Raw genomic sequence first — 24293 nt, forward strand, 5'->3', positions numbered from 1 at the left:
CTTACAGATATTTCTTCAGTTCTTCCGCTTTGTCAAGCTTTTCCCACGGGAGATCAAGGTCTGTACGGCCGAAATGTCCATACGCTGCTGTCTGCTTGTAAATCGGTCTGCGCAGATCGAGCATCCGGATGATACCCGCCGGACGGAGATCGAAATTCTCTCTTATAATCTGAATCAGCTTCTCATCAGATACCTTTCCTGTTCCGAACGTATCGACAGACACAGACGTAGGCTGCGCCACACCGATCGCATAGGAGAGCTGGATCTCACACCGTTTCGCAAGTCCTGCCGCCACAATATTTTTCGCTGCGTAGCGCGCTGCATACGCTGCAGAACGGTCCACCTTTGTGCAGTCCTTTCCGGAGAATGCTCCGCCGCCGTGGCGCGCCATACCGCCGTAAGTGTCTACGATGATCTTTCGGCCTGTCAGTCCGCTGTCTCCGTGCGGTCCGCCGATGACAAAACGTCCCGTCGGATTGATGAAGAACTTCGTCTCATCATCCACCATCTCTGCGGGAATAATTTCATCAAACACATATTTCCTGATATCCGCGTGAATCTGCTCCTGTGTCACATCCGGATCGTGCTGGGTGGAGAGGACTACCGCATCCAGCCGCTTCGGTATACGGTTCTCGTCGTATTCCACTGTCACCTGCGTCTTTCCGTCCGGGCGGAGATACGGCAGTGTGCCGTTCTTTCTCACTTCTGTCAGACGGCGCGCCAGTCTGTGCGCCATGGCGATCGGATACGGCATATACTCTTCCGTCTCGTCAGATGCATAACCGAACATCATTCCCTGGTCGCCTGCTCCAATGGCTTCGATGTCATCCTCTGACATTTTATTTTCCTTCGCCTCCAGCGCTTTGTCCACGCCCATGGCAATGTCTGTTGACTGCTCGTCGATCGTCGTGATAACGCCGCATGTGTCAGCGTCAAATCCGAATTTTCCTCTCGTGTATCCGATCTCGCGCACCGTGTCGCGCACGATCTTCGGGATGTCCACATACGCCTGCGTTGTGATCTCTCCCATAACCATAACCATTCCCGTCGTACAGCATGTCTCGCACGCTACACGGCTCATGGGATCCTGCTCCATCAGCGCATCCAGAATCGCGTCGGAAATCTGGTCGCACATTTTGTCCGGATGCCCCTCTGTAACTGACTCTGACGTAAACAATAATTTTTCCATAACAAGTTCTCCTTTCCTGTGCTCCGGCGCAAGCCTCTCGTCAGGCCGGCCGGTCCAGCTTTCTCTCTCGGATCGCAGCGTCGGCGCACAGTGCACGGTCAACGCTCTCTTTCAACGAAAAACAGCCCGCACAAGCGGACTGTCAATCTATCGCAACAATCCTCTTATTGTTCGATCACTCGCTCAGGTTGGCACCTTCCTTGTCAAGGGGTTGCCGCAGCTTCTCAGATCCTTTGTATCTCCACTGCTCTGAATAAGAGAAAGTCTGTGTATTTGATTTTGTGTTTATTTCAATAAAGAACTTTACCCCGTGTACATGGAAATGTCAATACTGTTTAGAGTTTTTTCATGAATTTCCGCTATCGGCAGTCACAGCGCCCCAATTTTGCTCTATTGCAGCATAAAAAAACAGGAATTGTGCAGACTGTATTTTATAAATTCCTCGGAATAAAAATCACAAATCTCACGGAATAGATTTCGCAAATCTCTCGGAATAGATTTTAAAAATTTCACGGAATGGTTCAAAATACATATAGGATGTTTTGACTATGGACAGAACAAAGTATAAACCGCACATTATCGATAAAGCGATCGAGGACTATTTAAATCTGTTCGGTGCGCTTTGCATCAAGGGCCCCAAATAGTGCGGTAAAACATGGACTTCATCGGCGAATGGTGCACCTTTGAGATAAAACTTGGAGCAAATCAGATCGATGCCGCATATCAGCGTCCGGACGGTGTGTATGTAGTTCCGATTACAGCCCTGCGCGAATAAATTCAGTATATAGTTCAGCACAGCAAGTGAGGAGCATTCTCCTTATTGACATTTTCCTCATTTCCAACTATTATATAATATATAATAGTTTATATTACAAAATAGTCTTCTTCCAAAGGAGAACTCCCATGTTTGACAAAAAACAGCTTCTCAAAGGCGTGCTGGAAGGCTGCATTCTGAAGATCATCATCGACCGCCCCTCCTACGGCTACGAACTGTACACCCGGCTTCTGGAATACGGGTTCGAGGATCTTCAGATGGGAACCGTGTACCCCATCCTCATGCGCCTGGAGAAAAAAGAACTGGTATCCGCCAGCTACGAAGAATCCGCCCAGGGCCCTGTGAAAAAAGTTTACTCTGTCACAGCCTCCGGCCTTTTGTACTACGAATCTTTTCTCTCAGAATGGAATAAAATGACCCTGCTGACCGACCGGATATTAAAGGGGGAATCAAAATGACGGAAAACGAACTCGATCTTATCAACCGCAGAAATATTGACTGTTTCAACGCACTTAACAGCGAAAACCGCAGCTTTATCCTGCATATTATGAACACATTAAGCCGGAGCAGCTTAAAAGACTCTGATCTGCGCTCTCTGCAGAACGATCTTGTGAGCATGGCAGCCGAAGCGGAAGCTTCCGGCACCTCGCTCCAGTCCATGCTCGGCATGACAGCCGAAGCCTTCTGCGAGAACATGCTCGATACGTTTGAGGCAAAACGCAGCGGAAAGGCACTTGTCTTCCTTCAGTCGCTCTGCGCGATGTATTTCATCGGATTTATATTCCTGATCTTTTTCTCCGACAGAAATATCGCGCTTATTGTCTACTACGCAGTCCTCTTTCTCGGATTGTCCTATCTGAACACCTATATGAGGACAAAACTGACGCTTCGCAAAAAAGATCCGCAGGTCTGGCATTTCTTCCTCTGGTTTCTTGCATTTCTCATTCCCGGGCTTGCGCTGTCTCTCTTCAACGGATTCGGAGGCCACGCGCCGGCGGTTCCCCTCGGCGCCGCTGTCTGCGGACTGGCAATTACCGGGGTTGGCGCGGCAGCTGCGACGATACTGCTTAAGAAGAAGTAATTTGTAATTTACCGGAGCACCCCAAAAACATACGTACAGGAGAGGGGAATCCCTCGGGGACACGCTTTCGCTCGGGACGAACGCAACGGTACTAGGCGCGTCAAATACACGCGCAAGTACCGGCGTTCTTTACGGCCCCCTGCGGGATTCCCCTCTCCCGTACTTGTCTCCTTCCAATCAGATATTCTCCCGGAAAATCAGCGGACATTTTGTCAAGAAAACTTCCCGCAACAGGCCGTGAAACAACGCTGGTGCTTAGAGCGTGTCCTTTACGCTCTTATGCATCCACTGCGTTGTTTCCCGAGCGAGAGCGATGCCTGCGAGGGATAGCGAGGCCGCCGTGCGCGGACATATATCCAGGATAACGGGTGTCCTGCAAATCCGCATTTTTCTTAAGAAACTCTTCAGAATTTCTTTCCTCATTTATGATGCATTATCCCCCAATATAAAGTAGAATAGGAATCAGAACTACTTTAGGAGGAGGGGGCCGTGAAAAAAGTAATCTGTGTAAAAGATCTGTACAAACTGTACCGGGTCGGCGACTCGGCGGTCCGCGCGCTGGACGGCGTGAGCTTCGACATATACGAAGGCGAGTTCTGCGCAATCGTCGGAACGTCCGGCTCCGGGAAATCCACTCTGCTTAATATGCTGGCAGGCCTGGAGAAACCGACAAAAGGACAGATCGTTATCAGCGGAAAGCACATCGAGAACATGAACGAAGACGAACTGGTACGGTTCCGGAGGGAGAACGTAGGATTCATCTTTCAGTCGTTCCACCTGATCGGTACGATGAATGCGCTGGAAAATGTCGCCCTGCCGCTCACGTTCCGCGGAGTGGACCGTAAGACCCGTCTTGCAAAGGCAGACAGGATGCTGAATCTGGTGAAGCTTTCCAAACACAAAAAACATATGCCGAATCAGATGTCCGGAGGCCAGCAGCAGAGAGTCGGCGTAGCACGCGCACTCGTCTCAGATCCCGCGATCATATTTGCAGACGAGCCGACCGGAAATCTCGATTCCCACACGTCAGAGGACGTGATGAAGCTTATGCAGGAAGTCGTCCGCCGCCAGAAACGAACGCTCGTGATGGTCACTCATGACAATCATCTTGCGGAGTATGCGGACCGGATTTTCCACATAATGGACGGAAAAATCATTAAAATCGAAGAAAAAACACAAAAAGAATATGAGGGAGGAAAAACTTTATGAAACGGATTCAAAGAACAGGCGCGGCAGTTCTCTGCGCACTTCTCGCACTTTTCATGATTCTGCCGATGAACGTAAGCGCCGCGGGAAATTCAGCCGGGAGCGGGCAGACGCCCGCGGTTCTGTCAGAGACTGACCATGCAAAAGACAGCCAGACAAAAAGCGGACAGGCAGAAGGCGGGCAAAACGAAGAGGATTCCCTTGCCCGGATCGTGTTAAGCGTGGGCGACGGACAGGAGACGCCCCTCTTCAAGGCTGAAGAAAAGACGAAGCTTCAGATCAACATTACCAACAAGGGAAATGTGGACGCACAGAATGTAACGATCTCTCCAATCATCAAAAACGTAGATGAATGGCCTTTTGATATCTCCAGACTGAACAACGACTTAAGTCTCGGAACAATCAAGGCGGGAGAGCAGGCGGCAGCCGTGTGGGGAAGTGATAAGGACCCGCTCACCGTGCGCAGCGATGTGTCCGGAAAATCCTACCAGCTCACCTTTGCCATTACATATGACGACGGGACGCAGGCTTATCAGACCGAGAAGTATGTCTTTGTGAAAACAGAGGCTAAGCCTGCGGAAGACAACGGCGGAACCACAACGCCTCCGGCTGACAATTCCGGAAGTGGTTCCGGCACTGGCACAGACGCCGGTTCCTCTGATCTGAGCGCCGGCGGAATCTACAACAGCGATCCCATCTCCACCGGCGGATCTGCGACAGACGGCAGTGTCCCCCGCGTCATTGTCACCGGATTTGATACGAACCCAACCGAAGTCCGCGCGGGAAGCAACTTTAAACTGATCATCCACCTGAAAAATACATCCGCAAAGACAGCTGTATCCAACATGCTTTTCGATCTGCAGGCGCCTTCTTCAGGCACCGGGGAAGCTGCGGAAGCTCCCGCATTTCTCCCCACTTCAGGATCGAGCACGATCTACCTTGACGGGATTGCCGCAGGCGGAACGCAGGATATCTCCATCGACTTAAACGCACGGGCGGATCTGATTCAGAAACCGTACAGCATCACAATGACCATGCAGTACGAGGACAGCAGCGCCTCCCAGTTCGAGGCTCAGTCCTCTCTGGCCATCCCGGTGACACAGGAAGCACGCTTTGAGTTCAGCGAACTTCAGATCTCCCCGGACACCGTATCTGTCGGTGAGGAGGCCAACATCACATGCAACCTGTACAACCTCGGACGGGTAAAGATGTACAACGTAAAGGCCAGATTCGAGGGCGATGCAATCGAGAGCCAGGAGCAGTTTATCGGCAACCTGGATTCCGGCGCGACCGGTGTGATCGACGGCATTGTAACCGCCATCGCGGAATCCTACGATGAATCAAACTGCAAGCTTGTGCTCACCTACGAAGATGACGCAGGCAACCTGTCAACTGTGGAACAGGAATTTACCATGACAGTCACGGCGATGGAAGAGCCGATGGACATGGAAATGATGATGGAGATGCCTGAAGAGACAACTGGTCCTTCCATTCCCATGATTCTCGGCATTATAGCTGTTGTCATTGTGCTCGTGGCGGTTATTGTCACAGTGGTCCTCAAAAAGAGAAAGAAGAAGATTCAGGAAGAGGAAGAGGAGGAATTGATGGATGAGGTGGAGCGATTTACTGAGGATGAGCGCGAGCAGCCTTAAACGGCGCAAACTCCGCACATTTCTCACCGTACTCGGCGTCGTGATCGGAACCGCTTCCATTGTAGTCATGATCTCCCTCGGACTTGGTCTGCAGCAGGCCATGTACGAACAGGTAGAACAGAGCGGCGGCACCCGCAGCATCACTGTCACGGGAAAGCAGTCCGGCGGCATGGTCTACTACAGCTACGGCATGTCGGGTATGGAAACCGAAGAATCTGACAAATATATAACTGACGAAGCCATCGAGGAGCTCCGCGCGCTGGAACACGTCGAGAGTGCGGAGCCTGTGCTCAATGTTCAGGGGCTTGCCCTGAAAGGAAACTATGAAGGATATCTGGATATCTACGGAATGACCCCGCAGGGGCTTGCGAACCTCAATCTGGAGCTGGAGCCCGGCGGGACGCTCCCGGATCCCGAAAGCCCGGAACTGCAGCTTGTTTTCGGAAACATGGTAATTGAAAATTTTTACGAAAAGGGTACCGGACGCGGTTACTGGGAAACCGGAGAATATCCGGACATTGATTTAAAGAACGACTCGATTTTCCTGATCCTTGACCAGGACAGCTATTACGCATCGCAGAACACGGCGTCAATGGGTGTCTCCGACATCTCCGGTGAGGGTGGAGACAGCTCGGCCGACACTCCGAAAACTGCCAAAAAGTATGTCGTAAATGCGTGCGGTATTGTTGCCGGAGGGACGGAAGAATATAATTCCAGTTCTTACAGCGTATACTGTGATATAGATAGACTTAAGGAAAGCCTTCAGAAAGAATTCCGCGGACGGGCGATCCCGGGGCAGCCGACCACTCAGAGCGGGAAGCCGTACAGCAAGTTCGTCTACAGCTCCGCCACTGTTCTGGCAGATGATATGAACAATGTGGAAGAACTCTCACAGACGATCCGCAGCCTGGGCTTTGACGCTTACTCCAACATCGAGTACATCGACAGCATGAGATCCCAGTTTGCCATGGTTCAGGCTGTGCTCGGGGGAATCGGCGCTGTGTCGCTTCTCGTTGCCGCCATCGGCATCGCCAATACAATGATGATGTCCATCTATGAACGGACAAAAGAGATCGGCGTCATGAAGGTAATCGGATGCGGACTTGGAAATATCCGGCAGATGTTCCTTCTCGAAGCAGCGTTTATCGGGTTTATCGGAGGCGTTGTCGGAAATCTCCTAAGCCTGATTCTGTCCGCGGTGATCAATACGCTTGTATCCGGCGAGAATATGGGCTTTTCCGGCAATATCTCATACATACCCGTATGGCTTGTCCTTGCATCGCTCGGCTTTGCCGTGCTGGTCGGGATGGCGGCCGGCTATTTCCCGGCGCTTCGCGCCATGAGGCTGAGTCCTCTTGCGGCCATTCGGAATGAATAAGCATCCCCGGAGGTTTGCGCTCATGCAAAATGATTATCTGGTACAGAAGAAACCTTTCAATGCACTTTTTATTTTTTCTCTCCCCATGATTATCGGAAATCTGTTTCAGCAGACCTATACAATGGCAGATTCCGCCATCGTGGGAAGATATGTGGGAGAACAGGCGCTCGCTGCGGTGGGCGCCTCCTATTCTCTTACAAACATTTTTATCTGCATCGCATTCGGCGGAGGGGTGGGCGCTTCCGTTGTCGTGAGCCGGTATTTCGGCGCAAAGGAACTGAACAGGATGAAGCTCGCCGTCCTTACTTCGTTTGTGACCTTTCTCGTTATAAGCTTTGCCCTGGGCGGAACCGGCCTTCTCTTAAGCCGGCACATTATGATCCTTTTGAACACGCCTGCGGACGTGCTGGACATGGCAGTGGAATATCTGAATATCTACTTTCTCGGACTGCCGTTCCTCTTCATGTACAACATCCTCTCTTCCATGTTCAACGCCCTCGGGAAATCCAGGATTCCCCTGTATTTCCTGATTTTTTCCTCCCTTTTCAACATCTGGCTCGACATTGTGCTGATCACGCGGTTTCACATGGGAGTGGCGGGCGCCGCATGGGCCACGCTGATCGCGCAGGGAATCTCTGCCGTTCTGTCATTCCTCGTGTTCATGATCCTTCTTAAGAAGCTGAACTGCGGGCACACGAAGCCATTTGACCGGGAGGAGCTCTCAGAGATGACACGGATCGCTCTTCCGTCGATTCTCCAGCAGTCCACCGTATCCATCGGCATGATGCTTGTCCAGTCTGTTGTAAACGGATTCGGCTCCCAGGCTCTGGCCGGTTTCTCTGCGGGAATGCGGGTGGAATCCATGTGCATCGTCCCCATGCAGGCGCTCGGAAACGCTGTCTCCTCCTTCACCGCCCAGAATATCGGCGCACAGAAAAAGGAACGTGTTCCGTCCGGATACCGTTCCTCTGTACGTCTGGTGATTCTGTATGCTGTAATTATCTGCGTGATCCTGGAGCTCTTCCACGAGCCGGTTATCCAGTTCTTCCTCGGGGAGGACGGCACCGCAAAAGCGCTTCAGACCGGAAGCGACTACCTTGTTTTCATGGGCTGGTTCTTCTGTCTGATCGGCTTTAAGATGACCGTGGACGGCGTTCTGCGCGGCGCGGGCGATATGAAGATGTTCACCATCGCCAATCTGGTCAATCTGTCGATCCGTGTAGTGCTCTCCATGACGCTGGCGCCTGTTGCCGGCATCGGAATGGTCTGGTATTCCGTCCCCATCGGCTGGTTCGCCAACTGGGCGATCTCCTACCGGCAGTACCGGACAGGAAAATGGCGGACGCTGTAAAATGCGCCCGCCGCTTTTTGTACAGGCGGAGAGCCAAATCCCGGCTCTGCCGCTGATTTATCCATTCTATCCGGTTATTTCGGTAATCACACCGTCGTCGCTGATCTGTGCGTTCGGCGACAGGCTCTCGAGGAAATCATACATCTCCCTCTGCTCTGCCGCGTCACTTATGTACTGTGTGGTCAGTCCGGTCTGAAGACACGGTGTAAAGGACATCTCCGAGAGCCCCTCCGGGGTGATCTCAAGGTTGAGAAGCCCTGTATATTTCGTCTCGTCGTTAAACCAGAAATCTCCCATGCTGTAGATCACCGGTTTCCCGTCCATATACTCCATCCCCTGAAGCACATGCGGATGTCCGCCGACTACGATATCCGCTCCCGCATCGAGGAACTCCTTCCCCTGCGCAGTCTGATAATCCGCGTACTGGTTCGTATCCTCGGGGCCCCAGTGTATGTACGCGATCAGGTAATCGCACTCTTTCGCCGCATCCGCAATCACCTGGTCATAGAGCGTCGTGTCATAAGCCTCCAGGATTCCCGCCGAGTCCTCTCCTGCTGCCGGGGTGTACAGTGTAAGCTCCGCGTTGCTCGCGGCGACAAACCCGATCTTCATCCCGTTTACGATAAAATACGCCGGGCGCTCCGCCTCCGCCAGATTACGGCCTCCGCCCACATACGGGATGCCGGCCTCGTCCAGATAATCCATCGTATCCAGCATCGCCTCTTCGCCGTAATCATAGATATGGTTATTCGCCAGGGAGACGAGATCTGTCCCCATCTCTGTGAGAAGAGCCATTCGCTCCGGCTGCGCGCGGAACGTGTAAAGCTTGCCTGCAAGAGCCTCGCCCCGCTCACTGACCGTGTATTCGTGGTTCAGGTAGAAGATATCCGCTCCGTTTGTAATATCCAGAATTTCCGGGGAGATGCACTGTGAAAGCTCTCCTGTTTCATCGTACTTGTCCAGCACAAAGCCGTCCTCCTCCAGGCAGAGATCTCCGGCGATACTGACTGTGGCTGTTTCAGATTCTGCTTCTGCACTCTTTATGTAAATGCCGTGTTCTGCTGCTGTGCCGGCGTCGTCCAGCCATCCCCGGTATCCGTCCTGCAGAACATGCATCGTCGCTCCCAGCGCATCATACGCTTCTGCATCCGTGATCTTTCCGTCGGAGGCCGCATCTGACAGGCTTCCGCTTACTGCATCGGGATACTTCTCTGTCACCCACTGCGCAAATTCCTCCGCGCCGCTGTTCTGTCCGCTTTCCGCTCCCCGGCCCGCTGAGTCTGTATCCATAGCGGCTGCTTCCACTGCCTCGCCGTCCGAGCTGCCGTCACCTGCTGCTTCGCCTGTACTGCTGCTGTCTGCCGCTTCATCTGCACCGCTGCTGTCTGCCGCTTCGCCTGTACTTGCGCCGTCAGCTGCGGTCTGCGCTGTGAACTCTTCATATCCGGCGGCAAGCGCGGCCTGCACTGTCTCTGTCTGCTGCTCAAGCTCCTTCCTGTCCTGATGTCCGTTCCACGCCCTCACGATAACCACGATAACGACGATCAGGATGAGAACAGCCGCTGTCCCGAGCATCATAAGCTGTCTGCGCACCTGCCGCTGCCTCCTGCGCCGCATTTCCTCTTTTCTTTGCTGGCGTCTCTTTTGTTCCTCCATATGTACCCTCCTCATACACAGGTTGTTTGCGAAAAGGGCAGAACCGTTCCCGCGGTTCTGCCCGAATTTCCATCATATTTTTTATCTGTGCCGGATTGTGCCGGATTTATCCGACTTTTAACCTGAACTTCTGGATTTCCTTCTCGCTTGATACCTTCTCGATCATGCCGCCCAGGCTTCTTAACTTCTCCTCAAAGCGCTCATATCCCCTCTGGATATAGACGATGTCATCCACGATTGTGATTCCGTCCGCCGCAAGTCCCGCAATACAGAGCGCCGCGCCGGCTCTCAAATCCGGAGCACTCACTCTCGCCGCCGAGAATTTCTCAATTCCCTCGATCGTAGCGGAATTTCCTTCCACCTTTACCTGAGCACCCATGCGCGCCAGTTCGCCGAGATATTTGAAACGGTTTTCAAAAATACTCTCCGTGATCGTGCTCGTTCCCTCTGCCAGAGCGAGAACAACGCCGATCTGCGGCTGCATGTCTGTCGGATAACCCGGATACGGCAGCGTCTTCACCTGCGTGCTTCTCAGACGTCCCTTTGCGACCACGCGCACCGCGTCATCAAACTCCTCCACTTCACATCCGATATCAATCAGCTTGGATATTGTTGCGTCAAGATGTTTCGGGATCACGTTCATCACTGTCACGTCGCCCTTTGTCGCCGCAGCAGCAAACATAAACGTCCCCGCCTCGATCTGATCCGGAATAATCGAATACTCTGACTTGTGCAGTGAACGGACTCCTCTGATCTTGATCACATCCGTTCCCGCGCCTCTGATATTGGCGCCCATGCTGTTTAAGAAGTTGGCTACATCAACCACATGGGGCTCCTTCGCAACATTTTCCATAATCGTCAGACCGTCGGACATCGCCGCCGCCATCATCACGTTAATCGTGGCTCCTACAGTTACCACATCAAAATACAGATGGGTACCCTTTAAGTGCTCTGCTTCGGCCACAATCTTACCGTGCTCGATATCCACATCGGCACCGAGGGCACGGAATCCTTTCAGATGCTGGTCAATCGGCCTGCTGCCGATATTACATCCGCCCGGAAGCGCCACCTCCGCGCGTCTGTATTTTCCGAGAAGCGCCCCCAGAAGATAATAGGAAGCTCTTATTTTCTTAATATAATCATACTCAATGTTAAAATCACCGATCGTACTGCCGTTGATTTTCACTGTGTGTCTGTCTACCCGCTGCACCATTGCACCGATCCCGCTGATAGCCTCCAGCATCACATTGACATCGTTGACATCAGGCAGGTTCTCAATCAGGACGGTCTCATCCGTCATAATCGCCGCTGCAAGGATCGCAAGAGCTGCATTTTTGGCGCCGCCAATCTCCACTTCTCCCACAAGCGGATTGCCGCCTTTAATAATATATTGCTCCATTTTGCACCTCGACTTGAATCTTATTATCTTATTTGTACGTCCCCTTGTAACATGCGGTACGGACATACTCTTCCCCTTCCGGCCGCATTCACATAATTACTATACCATATATTCCGCTTATTTTAAATCGCTTTTTTCCATTCTGCCTGTCAAACGGTACTGGCCAATGAGTAATTTTAATTCGAATTTCAGCATATTGTCAAGTTATTTCTGGCAATACGGCCGCTTTTTATGAGCTTTGATAGTTTTCGACGGCGTTCAGCACGTTCTCTATTGTGTCTTCAATGCGGCATCCGTCTTCGCATACGGTAATATCGGCATATTTTTCAAAATACGGTACTCTTTCGTTGTAGAGGTCCCTGAATGTCTGTCCCTCCTTAAGGACTACGCCCCGCTTTCTCGGGCTGCGTATCCTCCTTTTTATTGTCTGATAAGATGCCTGCAAATATACAACAGTTCCGATTTTTTTGTAGTGTTCCATTGCCTCTCTGCAGTATATCACGCTTCCGCCCGGAGAGATTACAGAATTTTCCACATTCACAGATGCATTGACCCGGTTTTCAATCTCGAGAAATCCTTCTTCTCCTTCCTCGGCAATAATTTCCCGAAGCAGCCGGTTCTCCTGCTCCTGTATCAGCAGATCCGTATCAATAAAACGCATTCCAAGACGTTTTGCCACGACAACGCCCACTGTGCTCTTCCCGACAGCGGGCATTCCGATAAAAATCAGGTTTTTCTTCATAATGTATTTTCTCGCTTTTCATACTATTTTCCCGGACAGTATAACATGATTTTCCCGTTTAGTAAAATTTTCTGCTGTTCCGTCTGTGGTCACACCTGCGCTTATATAGTTCCTGGTACACCATGACCTCGATCAGATCGCGCATATGCCGGTCGTTTCCTCCGCCCATTTCCTGGCTTAAGACCGGGGTGCGCTCGTATTTCTCTATCCTGTCACAGATTCTCCTGCACATGAGCTTCAGCTGAAGTTTATCCGGAAACGCGTCATATATCATGCTGTTCTCGTATTCCATGCGGTCACACTCTTCTTCCACATAAGGGAGAAGACGTTTCGGGACATCCGGGTACATGCTTTTCATATACTCAAAATCTCTCTGTTCCGTTCTCCCGTCATCATAAGAAAATGGCATTGGATAGGCCATGTAATAGGGCAGTTTTGCCTCCATACTCCTCACTCCCAGGCAGACATTATATGTTTACTATATGCCGCTGCGCCCAATGGGTGCGGCATGCCGGCATTTTCCGCATTTTCACACGATACGGTCTTTCTTTTCATATACTGAAACAGAACAGTCAGAAATTGGAAAGGATAATTTTTATGAGTATAAAAGGAATCGACGTCAGTGTATTTCAGGGGACCATAGACTGGGAGAAAGTCAAAGCCGCCGGATACCAGTTCGCCATGATCCGCGCCGGATACGGCTACAGCACCGTGGATCCGCAGTTTCACAGAAACGCTTCCGAGTGCAACCGGATCGGGCTGCCCATCGGAGTATACTGGTTCTGCTACGCGCTTACTCCGGAAGACGCTGCAAGGGAGGCGCAGGGATGCATGAACGCCATATCCGGTTACCGTCTGGATTACCCTGTCTGCTACGATATCGAGCAGGCTTCCGTTGATTACGCGGCCGGGCAGGGCGTGACCGTAACCCCCGCACTCGCCAGACAGCTCGTCGAAAGCTTCTGCAACACAGTGGAGAACAACGGATACTTCGCCATGTTTTACACAAACCGGTATTTTCTCGATACTTATCTCGGCAGTGCCCTTACAGAGCGTTATGCCTACTGGTATGCCCGCTACACGGGTACTTTTGACGGGACGAACTGCGGCATCTGGCAGTATTCCAGCACGGGCAGCGTGCCCGGGATCAGCGGAAACGTAGATCTGGATGAAGGCTTCGTTGACTATCCGTCCGTGATCCGTACTGCCGGACTCAATCACCTTAACGGCAGCTCACCTGCGCCATCCCCGGAGCCCTCGCCCTCCCCTGCACCGGACTACATTACCTATGTCATCCAGCCCGGTGACACCTTAAGCGGGATCGCCCAGCGCTACGGGACAACAGTAAGCGCACTCTCCTCGCTCAACGGGATTTCCAATCCGGACCTCATCTACGCCGGAAATACGATCCGGATACCGGAAAGCGGAAACAGCGGCCGGTATTATACGATCAAAAGCGGCGACACTTTAAGCGGGATTGCCGCGCAATTCGGCACTACTGTCAGCGCCCTCGCCGCCCTCAACGGGATCTCGGACCCGGACCGGATTTACGCAGGGAACACGATAAGGATCAGCTGAAAAGATCATTTTTTTCTTTTTCTTTCATACAATGAACATACTTTGGACACATTTTATGAGTATACTAATCCGCAGATAGTTGATCAAACAACTATCTCCCCCCTCATAAAGTATTGGCATCCCGGGAGACCGGGATGCCGCACTTTACTCTCATTCCTTTAGATTATAAACGGCGAACCCCGCAGGTGATCATCTCATCTACGGGGTTTCGTTTTTAAAAAGAAGTTTTCAGCTTTACGCCTCTATTTTACGCCTTTTGATTCGTCCGCCACATACTCGAAGAAATCAAAGTCCGCGTATTTTTCATGCTTCAGGCGGTCCGCGCAGGTAAGTCCCGCCATCGTGCCTGTAAATTCACCGTACTTACAGTATTCGTCCGAAAATTTCGACGTATCGAAGACCGGTCCGATCTTCTGATACTCTTCTCCGTCTCTGCTCCATTCAAACCACGTCTCTCTTCCCTGCACATACAGGCGCATCCATACCGGGCCGTCCCCGGGCGCCACACGGGTGTCCGTGTACTCCGTCTTCTCTCCGTTCTCAAGCCTCATCACTGAGAGCGCAGGCTCACCAAGTGTTTCGCTGTAATACTTTCTCAGATTAATGTAGTTCATATTGTCATAGTAGAGGATCAGCCCGGCGCTGTGCTGGTACACTTCCGGCTCAAACTCCATCTTCGTCGTAATCCTTGCGTAGACGCTGGTCAGCTTGCGCGCCAGGATGCTGACCCGGTTTAAGGATGTCCTGGACTCCTGTCCCCGTATGCGCACATACCCGGGTCTGGCTTTCACATCAGCAAAAGACTGCGGCATGATCCTGGGAGAACAGTACCAGTTTCCGAGTGTCTCCCCGTCAAAATCGTCAAAATCCGGGATCTTCGGCATGGGACACTCCGGGAGGGAACTCTCCTGCGTTTCCTCCTGCGCAAGATTACAGAAATCATCCTTCGAGTTTCCCACATCCATTCTGAGCCATCCGTCGTCCGTCCATTTCATCCGCTGGATCGCCGTCTCCCTTCCAAGTGTACACCGAAGCTCCGGCACAAACGGTCTTGCCGTATGGTAGAAAAGGTAGACTTCCCCGTCCGGCGTCTCCACGTAGCTTCCATGTCCGGATTTCTGGAGCACAGAATCCGGATTATAGTATTTGGGCTTTAAATGGTCAGGATCATCCCGTTCATATGACGCCCCGGGCGCGGAGGTAAGAATCGGGTTCATCGGATCGCCTTCATAAGGACCCCATACACTTCGCGAACGCCCCATTGTGACACAGTGATTGTACCCCGTGCCTCCCTCCGCGCACATGATGTAATACCATCCGTTCCTTTTCGTAAGATGGGGAGCCTCGATACAGCCGCGGTCGGTTCCTCCCCTCCAGATACGCTTCGGATAACCGACAATGCTCTTTTTCTCCGGTGAATATTCCACCAGGCAGATCACTCCCGGCTTTTCATAGCCTTCTCTTGTCTCCCATTCAAGGGATACAAGCCACTTTCTCCCGTCGTCATCATGAAGGAGAGAGGCGTCAAACCCTGCGGAATGCAGATACACCGGCTCGCTCCACGGCCCCTCTATATTCTCCGCCGTGATCAGATAATTATCTACGTCAAAGTATCTGGCATTCATAGAATTCATGATTCCATATACCACATAAAAGAGCCCTTCTTCTTCACAATATGTTAAACACGGCGCCCAGATTCCTTTTGCTGACGGAAGTTTTTTAAGGTCCGTTTTCTCATCATCTGTAAGAATATGTGTAAGCAGTTCCCAGTTTTTTAAATCTTTAGAGTGGTAAACAGGAATCCCCGGCATCCACTCGAATGTAGACACCGCCACATAATAGTCTCCTCCTTTTCTGCATACACACGGATCCGGGTTGAATCCCGGAAATATCGGATTTCTGATCATTTTGTCTGTTCTCCTTACTGTCACACTTTTCCTGATTTTCCGCCGGACTTCCCCGGACGGTCCTTTTCTTTTTTCCGCCGGACTTCCCCGCACGGTCTTTTTCCGATTTCCGGCCTCTTTTTACTTTACGCGCGCTTCTCCCCGGCGGGTATTCTTCAGTCTGTCAGCATAGTGCTTATAATACTGTGCGGTTTCGCTGTAAATGTTATCATTTCTCCAGAAATTCTGAGATTGCACTTCTGTTCTTCATCGAACCGGTTTACAATAACAGCTGCCAGCTTCCCGTCCCTGTTTTTCCATGCGGTAAAGTCCAGTTTATCCGTGTACCGTGTCACTGCCAGACGGACAGCCCCCGGCCGGATGAAATGCGCGAAATGCCAGTAATACCGCAGACATTTCCGTTCCTGGAGCTTTCCGCTCTTCTCATCAAACAGATAGGGGGCGTCACAGAAGTTCCCTGTGTGATTCGGGCCTCCTTCACTGTTGAGCAGGATGTTCCAGTCATAGAATGAGCACATTCCGCCGTTCAGGTTCCCGATCATATCATGAGCCAGCCGCTCCGCGTTTTCTCCCTGCGAGTTCCTGTCGTACTTTCCAAACTCAAGGCAGCTCTCCGAAAGGATCAGCTTTTTGTCAGGCCAGTGCTGCTTCACGAGGTCAAGCGCCTCGAAGTGGTCCCCGCTGTACCAGTGGAAGGCAAGTCCCGCGATCAGCCCGTCCGTCGTATCATCCAGAATCTCTCTCGCCCGCTCGTACAGGCGCTCCTTGTTGTGATCCCAGATAAAAAGCTCCACATCATCAAGGCCGTGCCGTTTCATGGCAGGGACAAGATAATCTCTCAGGAACTCCTTTTCCTCCTGCGCGGTATAAATACAGGAGTCCCATTCCTGAACCGCCTTCGGCTCATTCTGCACGGACATCCGCTCTACCTCATATCCGCGCTTTCTGAACTCTTCCACATACCTGCACACATATTCCGCCCATCTCTCCCGGTATTCGGGCTTTAAGGAGCCGCCCTTCTTCCGGGCGCCGTTCGTCTTCATATAGGCCGGAGGCGACCAGGCGGAGAGCATGATCTTCAGCTTTTTCCCGGCTTTTTCCTGAGCCGCGTCGAGAAGCGGCAGGATATACCGCTCCGTATCGGCAAAGGAAAATTTTTCAAGGTTTTTGTCGTCCTCGTCCGGATCCGCCTCATACATGCGTGTGGAAAAGTCACAGCTGTCCATGTGGATGCGCACTCTTTCATATCCCATTTTATCATCCGAGAAATACATGTCGAGCATCTGGTTCTGCTGCTCTTCGGACAGCCGGGAAAATATATATCCCGCCGCGTCCGTGACTGCTCCCCCGAAACTTTCCAGTGTCTGATAAGCAGCATCGTCATAGATATTCAGAACCTGGTTCTCTTCCCCGGGATCATTTTCAAACTCAAGTGTTTCTTCTGTCAATTTGCCGTCCGCCTCTGTCGTATAAAAAAACGCTCTCATCTGTCCGTCCTCCAAAATTTCATATTTTTACATTCCTTTCTCTGTCAGAATCAGCACGCCGGAGAATCGGGCCGGCTTCTCACCACGGCTGTGGCGATTTCAGTCTCCGCGTCCTGTGTTATATAAGGTTGGCTCCTTCCTTGTGACTGTATAGTATTATAATTTGGGGGAGTTCTATATCAGAATTTTCAGATCTGTATTATAATTCTCGGATAAATGTGGTATTCTTTAGTAAAAAGGAGGCAGTATGAATTATCATTATCTCATCAAACATATTTCTTATCACCTGCACACAATCGTCCGGCACTATGCGCCGGACGGAACGCTCACAGAGTCCTACTGCGCCCGAGTCGCATTTCAGGATGTATTCAGCGATGAGGAGATTTACCGCGTCATAAACGAATATTCCTCGCCGGCAATCCTGTGGGTAAACGATGCTTTCGCCTACGCACTGGTCCGCACCGGAACATCCTGTTTTGTCATCGGGCCCGTAGGTTTTTCTGAACCTGTCCGGTTCAACAAATGCCATTATATGGACCAGGATGACAAAAGCTGGCTGGAGTCTGTTCCCATTTGCTCATTTGACGAGTTCTCCGGTGATATTCTTCTTGTCCACAACCTCTGCCATACAGACGAGATAACCTCCGAAGGCCTTCACCTGGCCAACTGCATTGATTCCGGCACGGATGAAAAGATACAGGAATCCTTCTCTCAGATTGTGTTCCGGAACCGGGAGCTGGGAAAAACACACAACCCGTACGATCAGGAAATACGGGAATTTTCCAGCATTGAAACAGGAGATCCCGAGCAGTTAAAAAGAAGCCTGGCGGAAGACTACACCGGAGAGATCGGAACTTTGGCGGACCACCCTCTGCGTCAGGCGAAAAACCGCGCCATTGTCGTCGTCACTTTGGCAAGCCGGGCAGCCATAAGAGGCGGTATTCAGCCGGAAGCAGCCTATTCTCTGAGCGATTCGTATATTCAGAAGATCGAAAAATGCCGGGATATCCCTTCTGTGTTCCACCTCTTCCACGCGGCGGAATACGAATACGCTCAGATGGTTAAGGAGTTAAATGAACAGAAGGAAGGAATCTTAAGCAAGGATAAAAACCCGCACATTAATAAGTGCAAAGACTATATTTTCTCCCATCTTCATGAAAAAATCGTTGTCCGGGACATCGCGGACACACTCGGCCTCAACGCGGGGTATCTGTCAGAGCTTTTCCACACCTGCGAAAAAATAACGCTGACAAACTACATCCGCAGAGAAAAGGTCCGCCTTGCCGAAAACCTTCTGATCTATTCACGTTATTCATACAGTGAGATCGCCACATATCTGGGATTCTCTTCCCAGAGCCACCTGGGGAAGTATTTCAGGGAAGCAACGGGTATGACCATGCGCCAGTACCGCAGTATCTACGGGGTCAGGGCGTTTGATACAGAAAAGCCGCAGAGCAGGCTTCACTGACGCACTTCTTCCAGAATATGCACGTCCCAGTCATTCAGCTCTATCTCGTCTCCTGCCCTGTACTCGCAGCCGGTCAGCAAATCTCTCACATGTGCGTAAGGGCAGGAAATTTTTTCTTTTTCTTCACTGTAGTGGAGAAGATAATGAAGGACATCTCCGCTGCAGTTTATGCCGCTTCGCAAAATCACAGGCCAGGCGTAAGACGGTAAATGTATCTCTGCGTCACCGGCCGCCTGCGCATAAATTTTCCTGAGCACTTCCTTGTCCGTAAAGCAGCCTATATAGTACGCACAGCCCTGCCCGTACCTGTGACGGGTAATTCCCGCATAATCCCCCCAGTACCTGTGCTCATACCCTTCAACCGTCTCCGCTTCTTCCGGCTTTAAAAGCTCCGCGATATATCTGGCCGGATATCCCCCGATCTTTGTCCTGCCCGGTTCTGTATACTGGTTTGAACTCATGCCGAAGCATTCCTGAAGAAGATGAGGCTGGCTGTCCGCATAAACTCTGGCATGCTCATCCGCCGCAAAGGACTTGAAGGAACTTACAAGGACTCCTCCGTTTTTCACAAATGCATCCAGCTTTTTCAGCATTTCCTCCGCAGCGCAGTAAAGAGCCGGCGTAATAATCATCCGGTACTTTTCCGGTTCCAGATTATTTATATCTACAACATCACATTCAATATTCATTTCATAGAGGGTATCGTACATCCAGCGGAATACATCATTGTAGCTTAAGTCCCTGTCTATGGGGAACCACTCAAGGGCGCTCAGTGACTGGTTGTCAGCCACAATCGCCACACGGTTCTTTTTCTTCAGTCCGCACAGCTTATCCCCCAGCCGTTTCCACTCACGCCCGATAATTCCAGCTTCTTTAAATGCCGGATTTTCCTCCATGTCATGGCTTAAAAGTCCTTTCCAGTAAGTCTCATATCCGCCGTGAACCGAATGCCAGTTCCAGTACAGAATTCCTGCCGCGCCGCTTGCCAGATGGCCGTACGCATGCAGTCTTAGCTGTCCGGGATACGGAGTCCAGTATTTAAACGCCTGGGCCTGGCATTCCAGAACAAGATAATTGTCATTTTTCAGGCTGCGTATCTCATCTCCTCCGAAGGCTGTTTCCGCTCCGGTCAGCTCATCCTGTGTGGGATGATAAATGTCTGTCCCGGCAATACTCAGACATTTTGAAGCTTCAAAATGGTTCATATCCGGCTGTATCCCGTAGGAGTAACCGTCCTGGGCAATATCCGCCCCGAATTTTTTCCACTCGAAGTCAAGGTTATGAGTAATAAACTGATCAGCCCTTTTATATTCCCGGACAATGTCTGCCTGCCAGGCCAGATATTCCGCCGCCTTCTTTCTGCGGAATCTGTCAAATTCCGAAACAAGGCCTCCGTTTATGCAGCCTGACATGTCGGGCAGATCGTCCCATCTGTGAATGGAATTGCTCCAGTGTTCCAGGCAGAATGCCTTGTTAAGCTTCTGTGTTGTACAAAACTTTTCCTTCAGATATTCTTTGAAAAGTCTCTGCATCTGCTCTCCCGTGTTACCATAGTGCTTTGTCTCGTTATCAATCTGGAAACCAATCACATGTCCGTACCCCGCTGTATGAGAAACAAGCTCTCTGATCACCCTCTCGGCGCAGCTTAAGAATGTAGGGTTCAGCAGATTGATAAGCTGCCTGTGCCCGTATCTCGCCCTGCCGTCTTTCGTCTCAACCATAACGTCCCTGTCTTTTTTTACAAGCCAGGACGGGACCGCATATGTGGGCGTACCGATTATCACAGACATCCCTGCTTCCTTTGTCCTGTAAAGGACACGGTCAATGTACGAAAAGTCAAACTTTCCCTCCACAGGTTCCAGCGTGCTCCATGTGGACTCCGCGATACGCACCACATTCATCCCCGCCGATTTCATCATCTCTATATCACGGTCAATACGGTCTTCTTCCATATACTCAGGATAATAAGCTGTACCGAATAATAATGCTCTGTTCATTTTCCTTCCCCCTTTTGCAATAGAGATATTGCAGGTACTTTTTGATAAGATACAAATATTATAACAGATTATCTATTACACTTTTCGGATTTATATCACATTTTTCATAATATTGATTTTTCTCTGCATGCCCGACCCACATTTTAAAAGATGCCCTTGAACGGATGGAGCAGGCATGGAACAGACGGCAGAACGCATAGTTTATACGGCGGTCCGTCAACGGATATGCAATCCGAGGACCGCCGAAAGGAACATTCACAGTTTTTTTACGTCCTGTTTAGAAATTTTCGTGTTCTTTTAGAAAGCACTCATACTTTTGTCACATTTACCTTTTATACTATGAGTCAGATAGTTGATAAAACAACTATCTCCCCCCTCATAAAGCACTGGCATCGAAAGATGCCGCACTTTACTCTCATTCCTTTAGATTTTAAAAGCAGCGAAGCCCGTTAACCGAAAGGTTAGCGGGTTTTCGTGTTTTTATGTTTTTGTATTTAATTCTTAACTGCCACTTTAGAAAATTTCGGCTTCTTTTATAATTCACTCATACTTTTGTCACATTTTCCCTTTATACTATGAATCAGATAGTTGATACAGCAACTATCTTTCCCCCCTCATAAAGTTTAGGTGCCGGAAGAGGCACCGCACTTTACTCTCATTCCTTTAGATAACTTATAAAACGACGAAACCCGCTGGCCGGACGGTCAGCGGGTTTCGCTGTCTGAAGGATTTGGTTTAAGCTGTCGCGGTTTTTTAGGGTACGCTTCATTGAAAGAGATATTGATATTTCCGTCTTTGCTGCAGCAGGATATCCCGCACCCTGATCTTTACATCCTCTGGGTAATATGGCTCTTTTTCCAAAAGATCGGATATAATATGTTCATCATATGAAAACTTCATTCTCCTGCCATACAAATTTTCCACTGCGTCGAGCTGCTCATCAAAATCCGTACTTAATGTTTTTGCACTTGCCCGCGGAATCAGATCTATAACATCCACACTCATAGGGTAATCTATTGTCGTATCTGATAACAGCGCTGCTCCGTTGTCAAAAACAGGGCAGTAACTGTATTTTCCCGCACTGTCCTGCAGAACGGCAATATTATGCATATGCCGGTCTTCGTTGAGAAAAAGTGCATCAATTGTCATGAGCTGTGCGAGGTACTCTCCGAACTTTTCCAGTCCTGTCATCTGCTCTGCCCGTTCTGTCAAAAACCGCGCCCGTTCTTCCACTCCCTGTATCATAAAAATGCTTTTGTACAGACTCTGCCCGTAAAAACTCTCAAACAATCTTTCCAAAGTAATAATCTGGCATCCGTCCGGAAGAAAATTTTTACTCCGGCATCCTCTGTATACTGCCTGTTTATACCCAATTTCTTCTGTCTGATAAAAAATAAATCCATCCTTTTTTACATTTGAATACTCCAACAATGCAGAAACCATATACTCTGCCAGGCCTTCATATCCTGTATAATCTGCCTTATACCATATTTCCCCCTGTTTCCATTTAAGCTGGTTTCCTTTTGATGACTGCAGAGAGAAGGTTCGGATACTGTTTTCCGCTAATCTGATCATCTTTCCTCACCTCTCAATCTGAATTCTGAAGTTGTCTTCCGCCATTCTTCCTTCCGTTTTCTGTATAATCAGAAACGGATCATAAAAAGGCAGATTCAGCTGCTGCAGCATAATCTTCATCTTATCTCTGGTTCTTGGGAAACACCTGGATTCCAGAAAATTTTCATACTCCTCATAGGAAGGATGCTCATTATTTCCAAATGCGCGGAATACAGGATCTGAGACAAAATTTTTTACTATAACCTGCCTTGCAGTTACATCCACATCTATCACAGTGCATAGCCGGTTTCCATTCATATACCTTAACCTGAGCGGCAGCTTTTTCTCCGGAACCCGCATTTCCTCCAGAAGCCATGGGTATTCTCTGAGTATACTTAACAGCGATGCTGCTGCCCCTTTTGCTGCTCCGCCTTCACTCTCCCAGTGTTCAACAGTTTTGACAGATACATTTAAAAATCCTGCCATCTCTTTTTGTTTTAGTTTCAGCCTCTGCCGAATTGCTTTTATTTCCTCCGATGATAAGACTTTCTGTTGGGCGAATTCCATTGTATCATCTCCCTTTTCTTCCAAACTTCATTTTTTCTGTCTGATTCACTTCCATTCATAGTATATCATATAAATCCCTAAAATATAGTAGTAATTTAAAAATTTAGTCCTCATTTTTAGGGTTTCATTGCTTTTTATCTATTCTTTTCTTTAGTTTTTCATTCTTCCGAATCCATAAGTTTTATATGCAATAACTCCACGGATAATCGTAAAGAGGATAACCGTACTGTTCGCCACTGTCGCAAGGTCAAGTCCCGCAATAATCGGAATAATACCGATCAGATAAAATACGAGAAGAATATACGGATAAGAACCGTGTTTCTCGTTCTTCCTGGCAAGCCCTTTCGGCAGCCAGCCGTCCTGACATGCGCGCATAACCGGATAGACGATCATTCCGATATTAAAATTCAGTGTTGTCAGAAGGGCGAACATCGCGCCGCCGACAACAAAGAACGTATAGACTGCCTGCGGCATAAACGCATCCGCGGATACACTCAAAGGCTGATTGGCAACCTGATCCACCGGAAGGACTCCCGCAGCCACTGTCGCCATAACCGCGTAAACGATTACGACTGCCGCCGTGGAGGCAACGATCACAAACGGGATGTCTTTCGTCGGATTTTTAGCCTGCGAACTGTAATTCACAACATACTGCGCTCCGCCGGCCGCAAATGTCAGATAGATGGAAGCAACCACGAATCCGCCTGCTCCTCCCGTTGTAAATCCTTCTGTAAAATAATCCGGCTGAATATGCCCAAGTCCCAGAACGATATAAGACGCAATAGCCACCGCCAGTACCACACAAAGAATGTTCTGTAAAATCGCCGCCTGTTTTACCCCGAACAGATGCGTCCCGAACAAAATTGTAAGAACAATCACTCCGAGCAGCTTTGCGTTGACTGACGGGAACAGCGAAAGAAAATAATCCGCGAATGATATCGTATACATACTGATTGCCAGCGTACTGAACAGCTGTATGTAAAGATAGACACCCGCAAGGCGCTTTCCGCTGAGCACCGCGATCTGGGAATACTGGCCTCCGATAAAGTTTGCCGTTCCCCCGATGTAAATCTGCGGAATCATCGAAATAATTGTAATAATTCCCGCCACAATATACGCCAGGTTCACGCTGCGCCCTGTATATCCGATTGCGATTCCCGTCATTGTCATAATTCCTACGCCGATAATCTGTCCGACTGCCATAGAAAACAAATCTGTACGCGACAGTTTATTCTTATCTGTATTTTCCATATTCTCTCCTTTCCTGGCATACCGCCAAACTGCTTTATTGCTGTTAAATCCGATA

General features: G+C 50.0%; 19 protein-coding genes and 1 riboswitch. Of the genes, 8 read left to right on the forward strand and 11 right to left on the reverse strand.

Features of this window, described 5'->3' with window-relative positions:
- Window position 1 precedes the first annotated feature (1 nt).
- Complete coding sequence (gene metK / locus LKD70_RS07145) at window positions 2-1189, reverse strand: methionine adenosyltransferase (protein ID WP_227707354.1); 1188 nt, start codon at window positions 1187-1189, stop codon at window positions 2-4.
- A gap of 161 nt (window positions 1190-1350) precedes the next feature.
- Window positions 1351-1449, reverse strand: a riboswitch (SAM riboswitch).
- A 643-nt stretch (window positions 1450-2092) separates the two neighbouring features.
- Between metK and LKD70_RS07150 the strand changes: the two genes are divergently transcribed.
- The 6 genes from LKD70_RS07150 to LKD70_RS07175 all read left to right on the forward strand — a co-directional run bounded on the left by LKD70_RS07150 (window position 2093) and on the right by LKD70_RS07175 (window position 8632).
- The gene (locus LKD70_RS07150) at window positions 2093-2422 is read left to right on the forward strand and encodes a PadR family transcriptional regulator (RefSeq protein ID WP_227707355.1); all 330 of its coding nucleotides are present in this window, start codon (window positions 2093-2095) and stop codon (window positions 2420-2422) included.
- Window positions 2419-3045, forward strand: a complete 627-nt coding sequence (locus LKD70_RS07155; protein ID WP_227707356.1) for a hypothetical protein — start codon at window positions 2419-2421, stop codon at window positions 3043-3045. Before LKD70_RS07150 ends, LKD70_RS07155 begins: the two co-directional genes overlap by 4 nt.
- 489 nt (window positions 3046-3534) lie before the next feature.
- Entirely contained in the window at window positions 3535-4254 is a 720-nt protein-coding gene (locus LKD70_RS07160; RefSeq protein ID WP_227707357.1) for an ABC transporter ATP-binding protein, read from the forward strand.
- A complete protein-coding gene (locus LKD70_RS07165) occupies window positions 4251-5903 on the forward strand; it encodes a COG1361 S-layer family protein (RefSeq protein WP_227707358.1) in 1653 nt (550 codons plus the stop codon). Before LKD70_RS07160 ends, LKD70_RS07165 begins: the two co-directional genes overlap by 4 nt.
- Window positions 5860-7281: an ABC transporter permease gene (locus LKD70_RS07170; RefSeq protein WP_227707359.1), complete on the forward strand. Its 1422-nt coding sequence runs from the start codon at window positions 5860-5862 to the stop codon at window positions 7279-7281. Before LKD70_RS07165 ends, LKD70_RS07170 begins: the two co-directional genes overlap by 44 nt.
- 22 nt (window positions 7282-7303) lie before the next feature.
- Window positions 7304-8632 (forward strand): MATE family efflux transporter, encoded by a 1329-nt coding sequence (locus tag LKD70_RS07175; protein WP_227707360.1) that lies wholly within the window; start codon window positions 7304-7306, stop codon window positions 8630-8632.
- A 66-nt stretch (window positions 8633-8698) separates the two neighbouring features.
- Here LKD70_RS07175 and LKD70_RS07180 read toward each other — a convergent pair whose 3' ends face one another.
- The 4 genes from LKD70_RS07180 to LKD70_RS07195 all read right to left on the reverse strand — a co-directional run bounded on the left by LKD70_RS07180 (window position 8699) and on the right by LKD70_RS07195 (window position 12874).
- Window positions 8699-10288 carry a CapA family protein gene (locus LKD70_RS07180; protein WP_227707361.1) on the reverse strand — a complete coding sequence of 530 codons (1590 nt, stop codon included), beginning with the start codon at window positions 10286-10288 and terminating at the stop codon, window positions 8699-8701.
- Window positions 10289-10394: 106 nt separating this feature from the next.
- The gene (locus LKD70_RS07185; protein ID WP_227707362.1) at window positions 10395-11687 is read right to left on the reverse strand and encodes a UDP-N-acetylglucosamine 1-carboxyvinyltransferase; all 1293 of its coding nucleotides are present in this window, start codon (window positions 11685-11687) and stop codon (window positions 10395-10397) included.
- Window positions 11688-11916: 229 nt separating this feature from the next.
- Window positions 11917-12429, reverse strand: coding sequence for a shikimate kinase (locus LKD70_RS07190; RefSeq protein WP_227707363.1), 513 nt, complete (start codon window positions 12427-12429; stop codon window positions 11917-11919).
- A gap of 58 nt (window positions 12430-12487) precedes the next feature.
- Window positions 12488-12874, reverse strand: coding sequence for a hypothetical protein (locus tag LKD70_RS07195; protein WP_227707364.1), 387 nt, complete (start codon window positions 12872-12874; stop codon window positions 12488-12490).
- Window positions 12875-13026: 152 nt separating this feature from the next.
- Between LKD70_RS07195 and LKD70_RS07200 the strand changes: the two genes are divergently transcribed.
- Window positions 13027-14007 carry a LysM peptidoglycan-binding domain-containing protein gene (locus tag LKD70_RS07200; protein ID WP_227707365.1) on the forward strand — a complete coding sequence of 327 codons (981 nt, stop codon included), beginning with the start codon at window positions 13027-13029 and terminating at the stop codon, window positions 14005-14007.
- 242 nt (window positions 14008-14249) lie between these two features.
- On the opposite strand, the gene LKD70_RS07205 is transcribed toward LKD70_RS07200, so the two are convergent.
- On the reverse strand, window positions 14250-15914 hold the full coding sequence (locus tag LKD70_RS07205; protein WP_227707366.1) for a glycoside hydrolase family 43 protein: 1665 nt from the start codon (window positions 15912-15914) through the stop codon (window positions 14250-14252).
- A 155-nt stretch (window positions 15915-16069) separates the two neighbouring features.
- Entirely contained in the window at window positions 16070-17401 is a 1332-nt protein-coding gene (locus LKD70_RS07210; protein ID WP_227707367.1) for a glycoside hydrolase family 30 protein, read from the reverse strand.
- Window positions 17402-17648: 247 nt separating this feature from the next.
- On the opposite strand from LKD70_RS07210, the gene LKD70_RS07215 reads away from it, so the two are divergent.
- A complete protein-coding gene (locus LKD70_RS07215) occupies window positions 17649-18869 on the forward strand; it encodes a helix-turn-helix domain-containing protein (RefSeq protein ID WP_227707368.1) in 1221 nt (406 codons plus the stop codon).
- On the opposite strand, the gene LKD70_RS07220 is transcribed toward LKD70_RS07215, so the two are convergent.
- The 4 genes from LKD70_RS07220 to LKD70_RS07235 form a co-directional block, all read right to left on the reverse strand.
- On the reverse strand, window positions 18863-20866 hold the full coding sequence (locus LKD70_RS07220) for a beta-galactosidase (RefSeq protein ID WP_227707369.1): 2004 nt from the start codon (window positions 20864-20866) through the stop codon (window positions 18863-18865). The two genes, LKD70_RS07215 and LKD70_RS07220, sit on opposite strands and share 7 nt — an antisense overlap.
- 765 nt (window positions 20867-21631) lie before the next feature.
- The gene (locus LKD70_RS07225) at window positions 21632-22441 is read right to left on the reverse strand and encodes a hypothetical protein (RefSeq protein ID WP_227707370.1); all 810 of its coding nucleotides are present in this window, start codon (window positions 22439-22441) and stop codon (window positions 21632-21634) included.
- A 6-nt stretch (window positions 22442-22447) separates the two neighbouring features.
- Window positions 22448-22987 carry a helix-turn-helix domain-containing protein gene (locus LKD70_RS07230; RefSeq protein WP_227707371.1) on the reverse strand — a complete coding sequence of 180 codons (540 nt, stop codon included), beginning with the start codon at window positions 22985-22987 and terminating at the stop codon, window positions 22448-22450.
- Window positions 22988-23137: 150 nt separating this feature from the next.
- Entirely contained in the window at window positions 23138-24238 is a 1101-nt protein-coding gene (locus tag LKD70_RS07235; protein ID WP_227707372.1) for an APC family permease, read from the reverse strand.
- Window positions 24239-24293 lie beyond the last annotated feature (55 nt).

The sequence above is a fragment of the Ruminococcus turbiniformis genome (assembly GCF_020687545.1).
Taxonomy (GTDB): domain Bacteria; phylum Bacillota; class Clostridia; order Lachnospirales; family Lachnospiraceae; genus Mediterraneibacter; species Mediterraneibacter turbiniformis.

Excerpts from the sequence above, each read along its gene's own strand:
- metK (WP_227707354.1), bottom strand. The coding sequence starts at position 1,189 with ATGGAAAAATTATTGTTTACGTCAGAGTCAGTTACAGAGGGGCATCCG.
- LKD70_RS07150 (WP_227707355.1), top strand. The coding sequence starts at position 2,093 with ATGTTTGACAAAAAACAGCTTCTCAAAGGCGTGCTGGAAGGCTGCATT.
- LKD70_RS07155 (WP_227707356.1), top strand. The coding sequence starts at position 2,419 with ATGACGGAAAACGAACTCGATCTTATCAACCGCAGAAATATTGACTGT.
- LKD70_RS07165 (WP_227707358.1), top strand. The coding sequence starts at position 4,251 with ATGAAACGGATTCAAAGAACAGGCGCGGCAGTTCTCTGCGCACTTCTC.
- LKD70_RS07170 (WP_227707359.1), top strand. The coding sequence starts at position 5,860 with ATGAGGTGGAGCGATTTACTGAGGATGAGCGCGAGCAGCCTTAAACGG.
- LKD70_RS07175 (WP_227707360.1), top strand. The coding sequence starts at position 7,304 with ATGCAAAATGATTATCTGGTACAGAAGAAACCTTTCAATGCACTTTTT.
- LKD70_RS07180 (WP_227707361.1), bottom strand. The coding sequence starts at position 10,288 with ATGGAGGAACAAAAGAGACGCCAGCAAAGAAAAGAGGAAATGCGGCGC.
- LKD70_RS07185 (WP_227707362.1), bottom strand. The coding sequence starts at position 11,687 with ATGGAGCAATATATTATTAAAGGCGGCAATCCGCTTGTGGGAGAAGTG.
- LKD70_RS07190 (WP_227707363.1), bottom strand. The coding sequence starts at position 12,429 with ATGAAGAAAAACCTGATTTTTATCGGAATGCCCGCTGTCGGGAAGAGC.
- LKD70_RS07195 (WP_227707364.1), bottom strand. The coding sequence starts at position 12,874 with ATGGAGGCAAAACTGCCCTATTACATGGCCTATCCAATGCCATTTTCT.
- LKD70_RS07200 (WP_227707365.1), top strand. The coding sequence starts at position 13,027 with ATGAGTATAAAAGGAATCGACGTCAGTGTATTTCAGGGGACCATAGAC.
- LKD70_RS07205 (WP_227707366.1), bottom strand. The coding sequence starts at position 15,914 with ATGATCAGAAATCCGATATTTCCGGGATTCAACCCGGATCCGTGTGTA.
- LKD70_RS07210 (WP_227707367.1), bottom strand. The coding sequence starts at position 17,401 with ATGAGAGCGTTTTTTTATACGACAGAGGCGGACGGCAAATTGACAGAA.
- LKD70_RS07215 (WP_227707368.1), top strand. The coding sequence starts at position 17,649 with ATGAATTATCATTATCTCATCAAACATATTTCTTATCACCTGCACACA.
- LKD70_RS07220 (WP_227707369.1), bottom strand. The coding sequence starts at position 20,866 with ATGAACAGAGCATTATTATTCGGTACAGCTTATTATCCTGAGTATATG.
- LKD70_RS07225 (WP_227707370.1), bottom strand. The coding sequence starts at position 22,441 with ATGATCAGATTAGCGGAAAACAGTATCCGAACCTTCTCTCTGCAGTCA.
- LKD70_RS07230 (WP_227707371.1), bottom strand. The coding sequence starts at position 22,987 with ATGGAATTCGCCCAACAGAAAGTCTTATCATCGGAGGAAATAAAAGCA.
- LKD70_RS07235 (WP_227707372.1), bottom strand. The coding sequence starts at position 24,238 with ATGGAAAATACAGATAAGAATAAACTGTCGCGTACAGATTTGTTTTCT.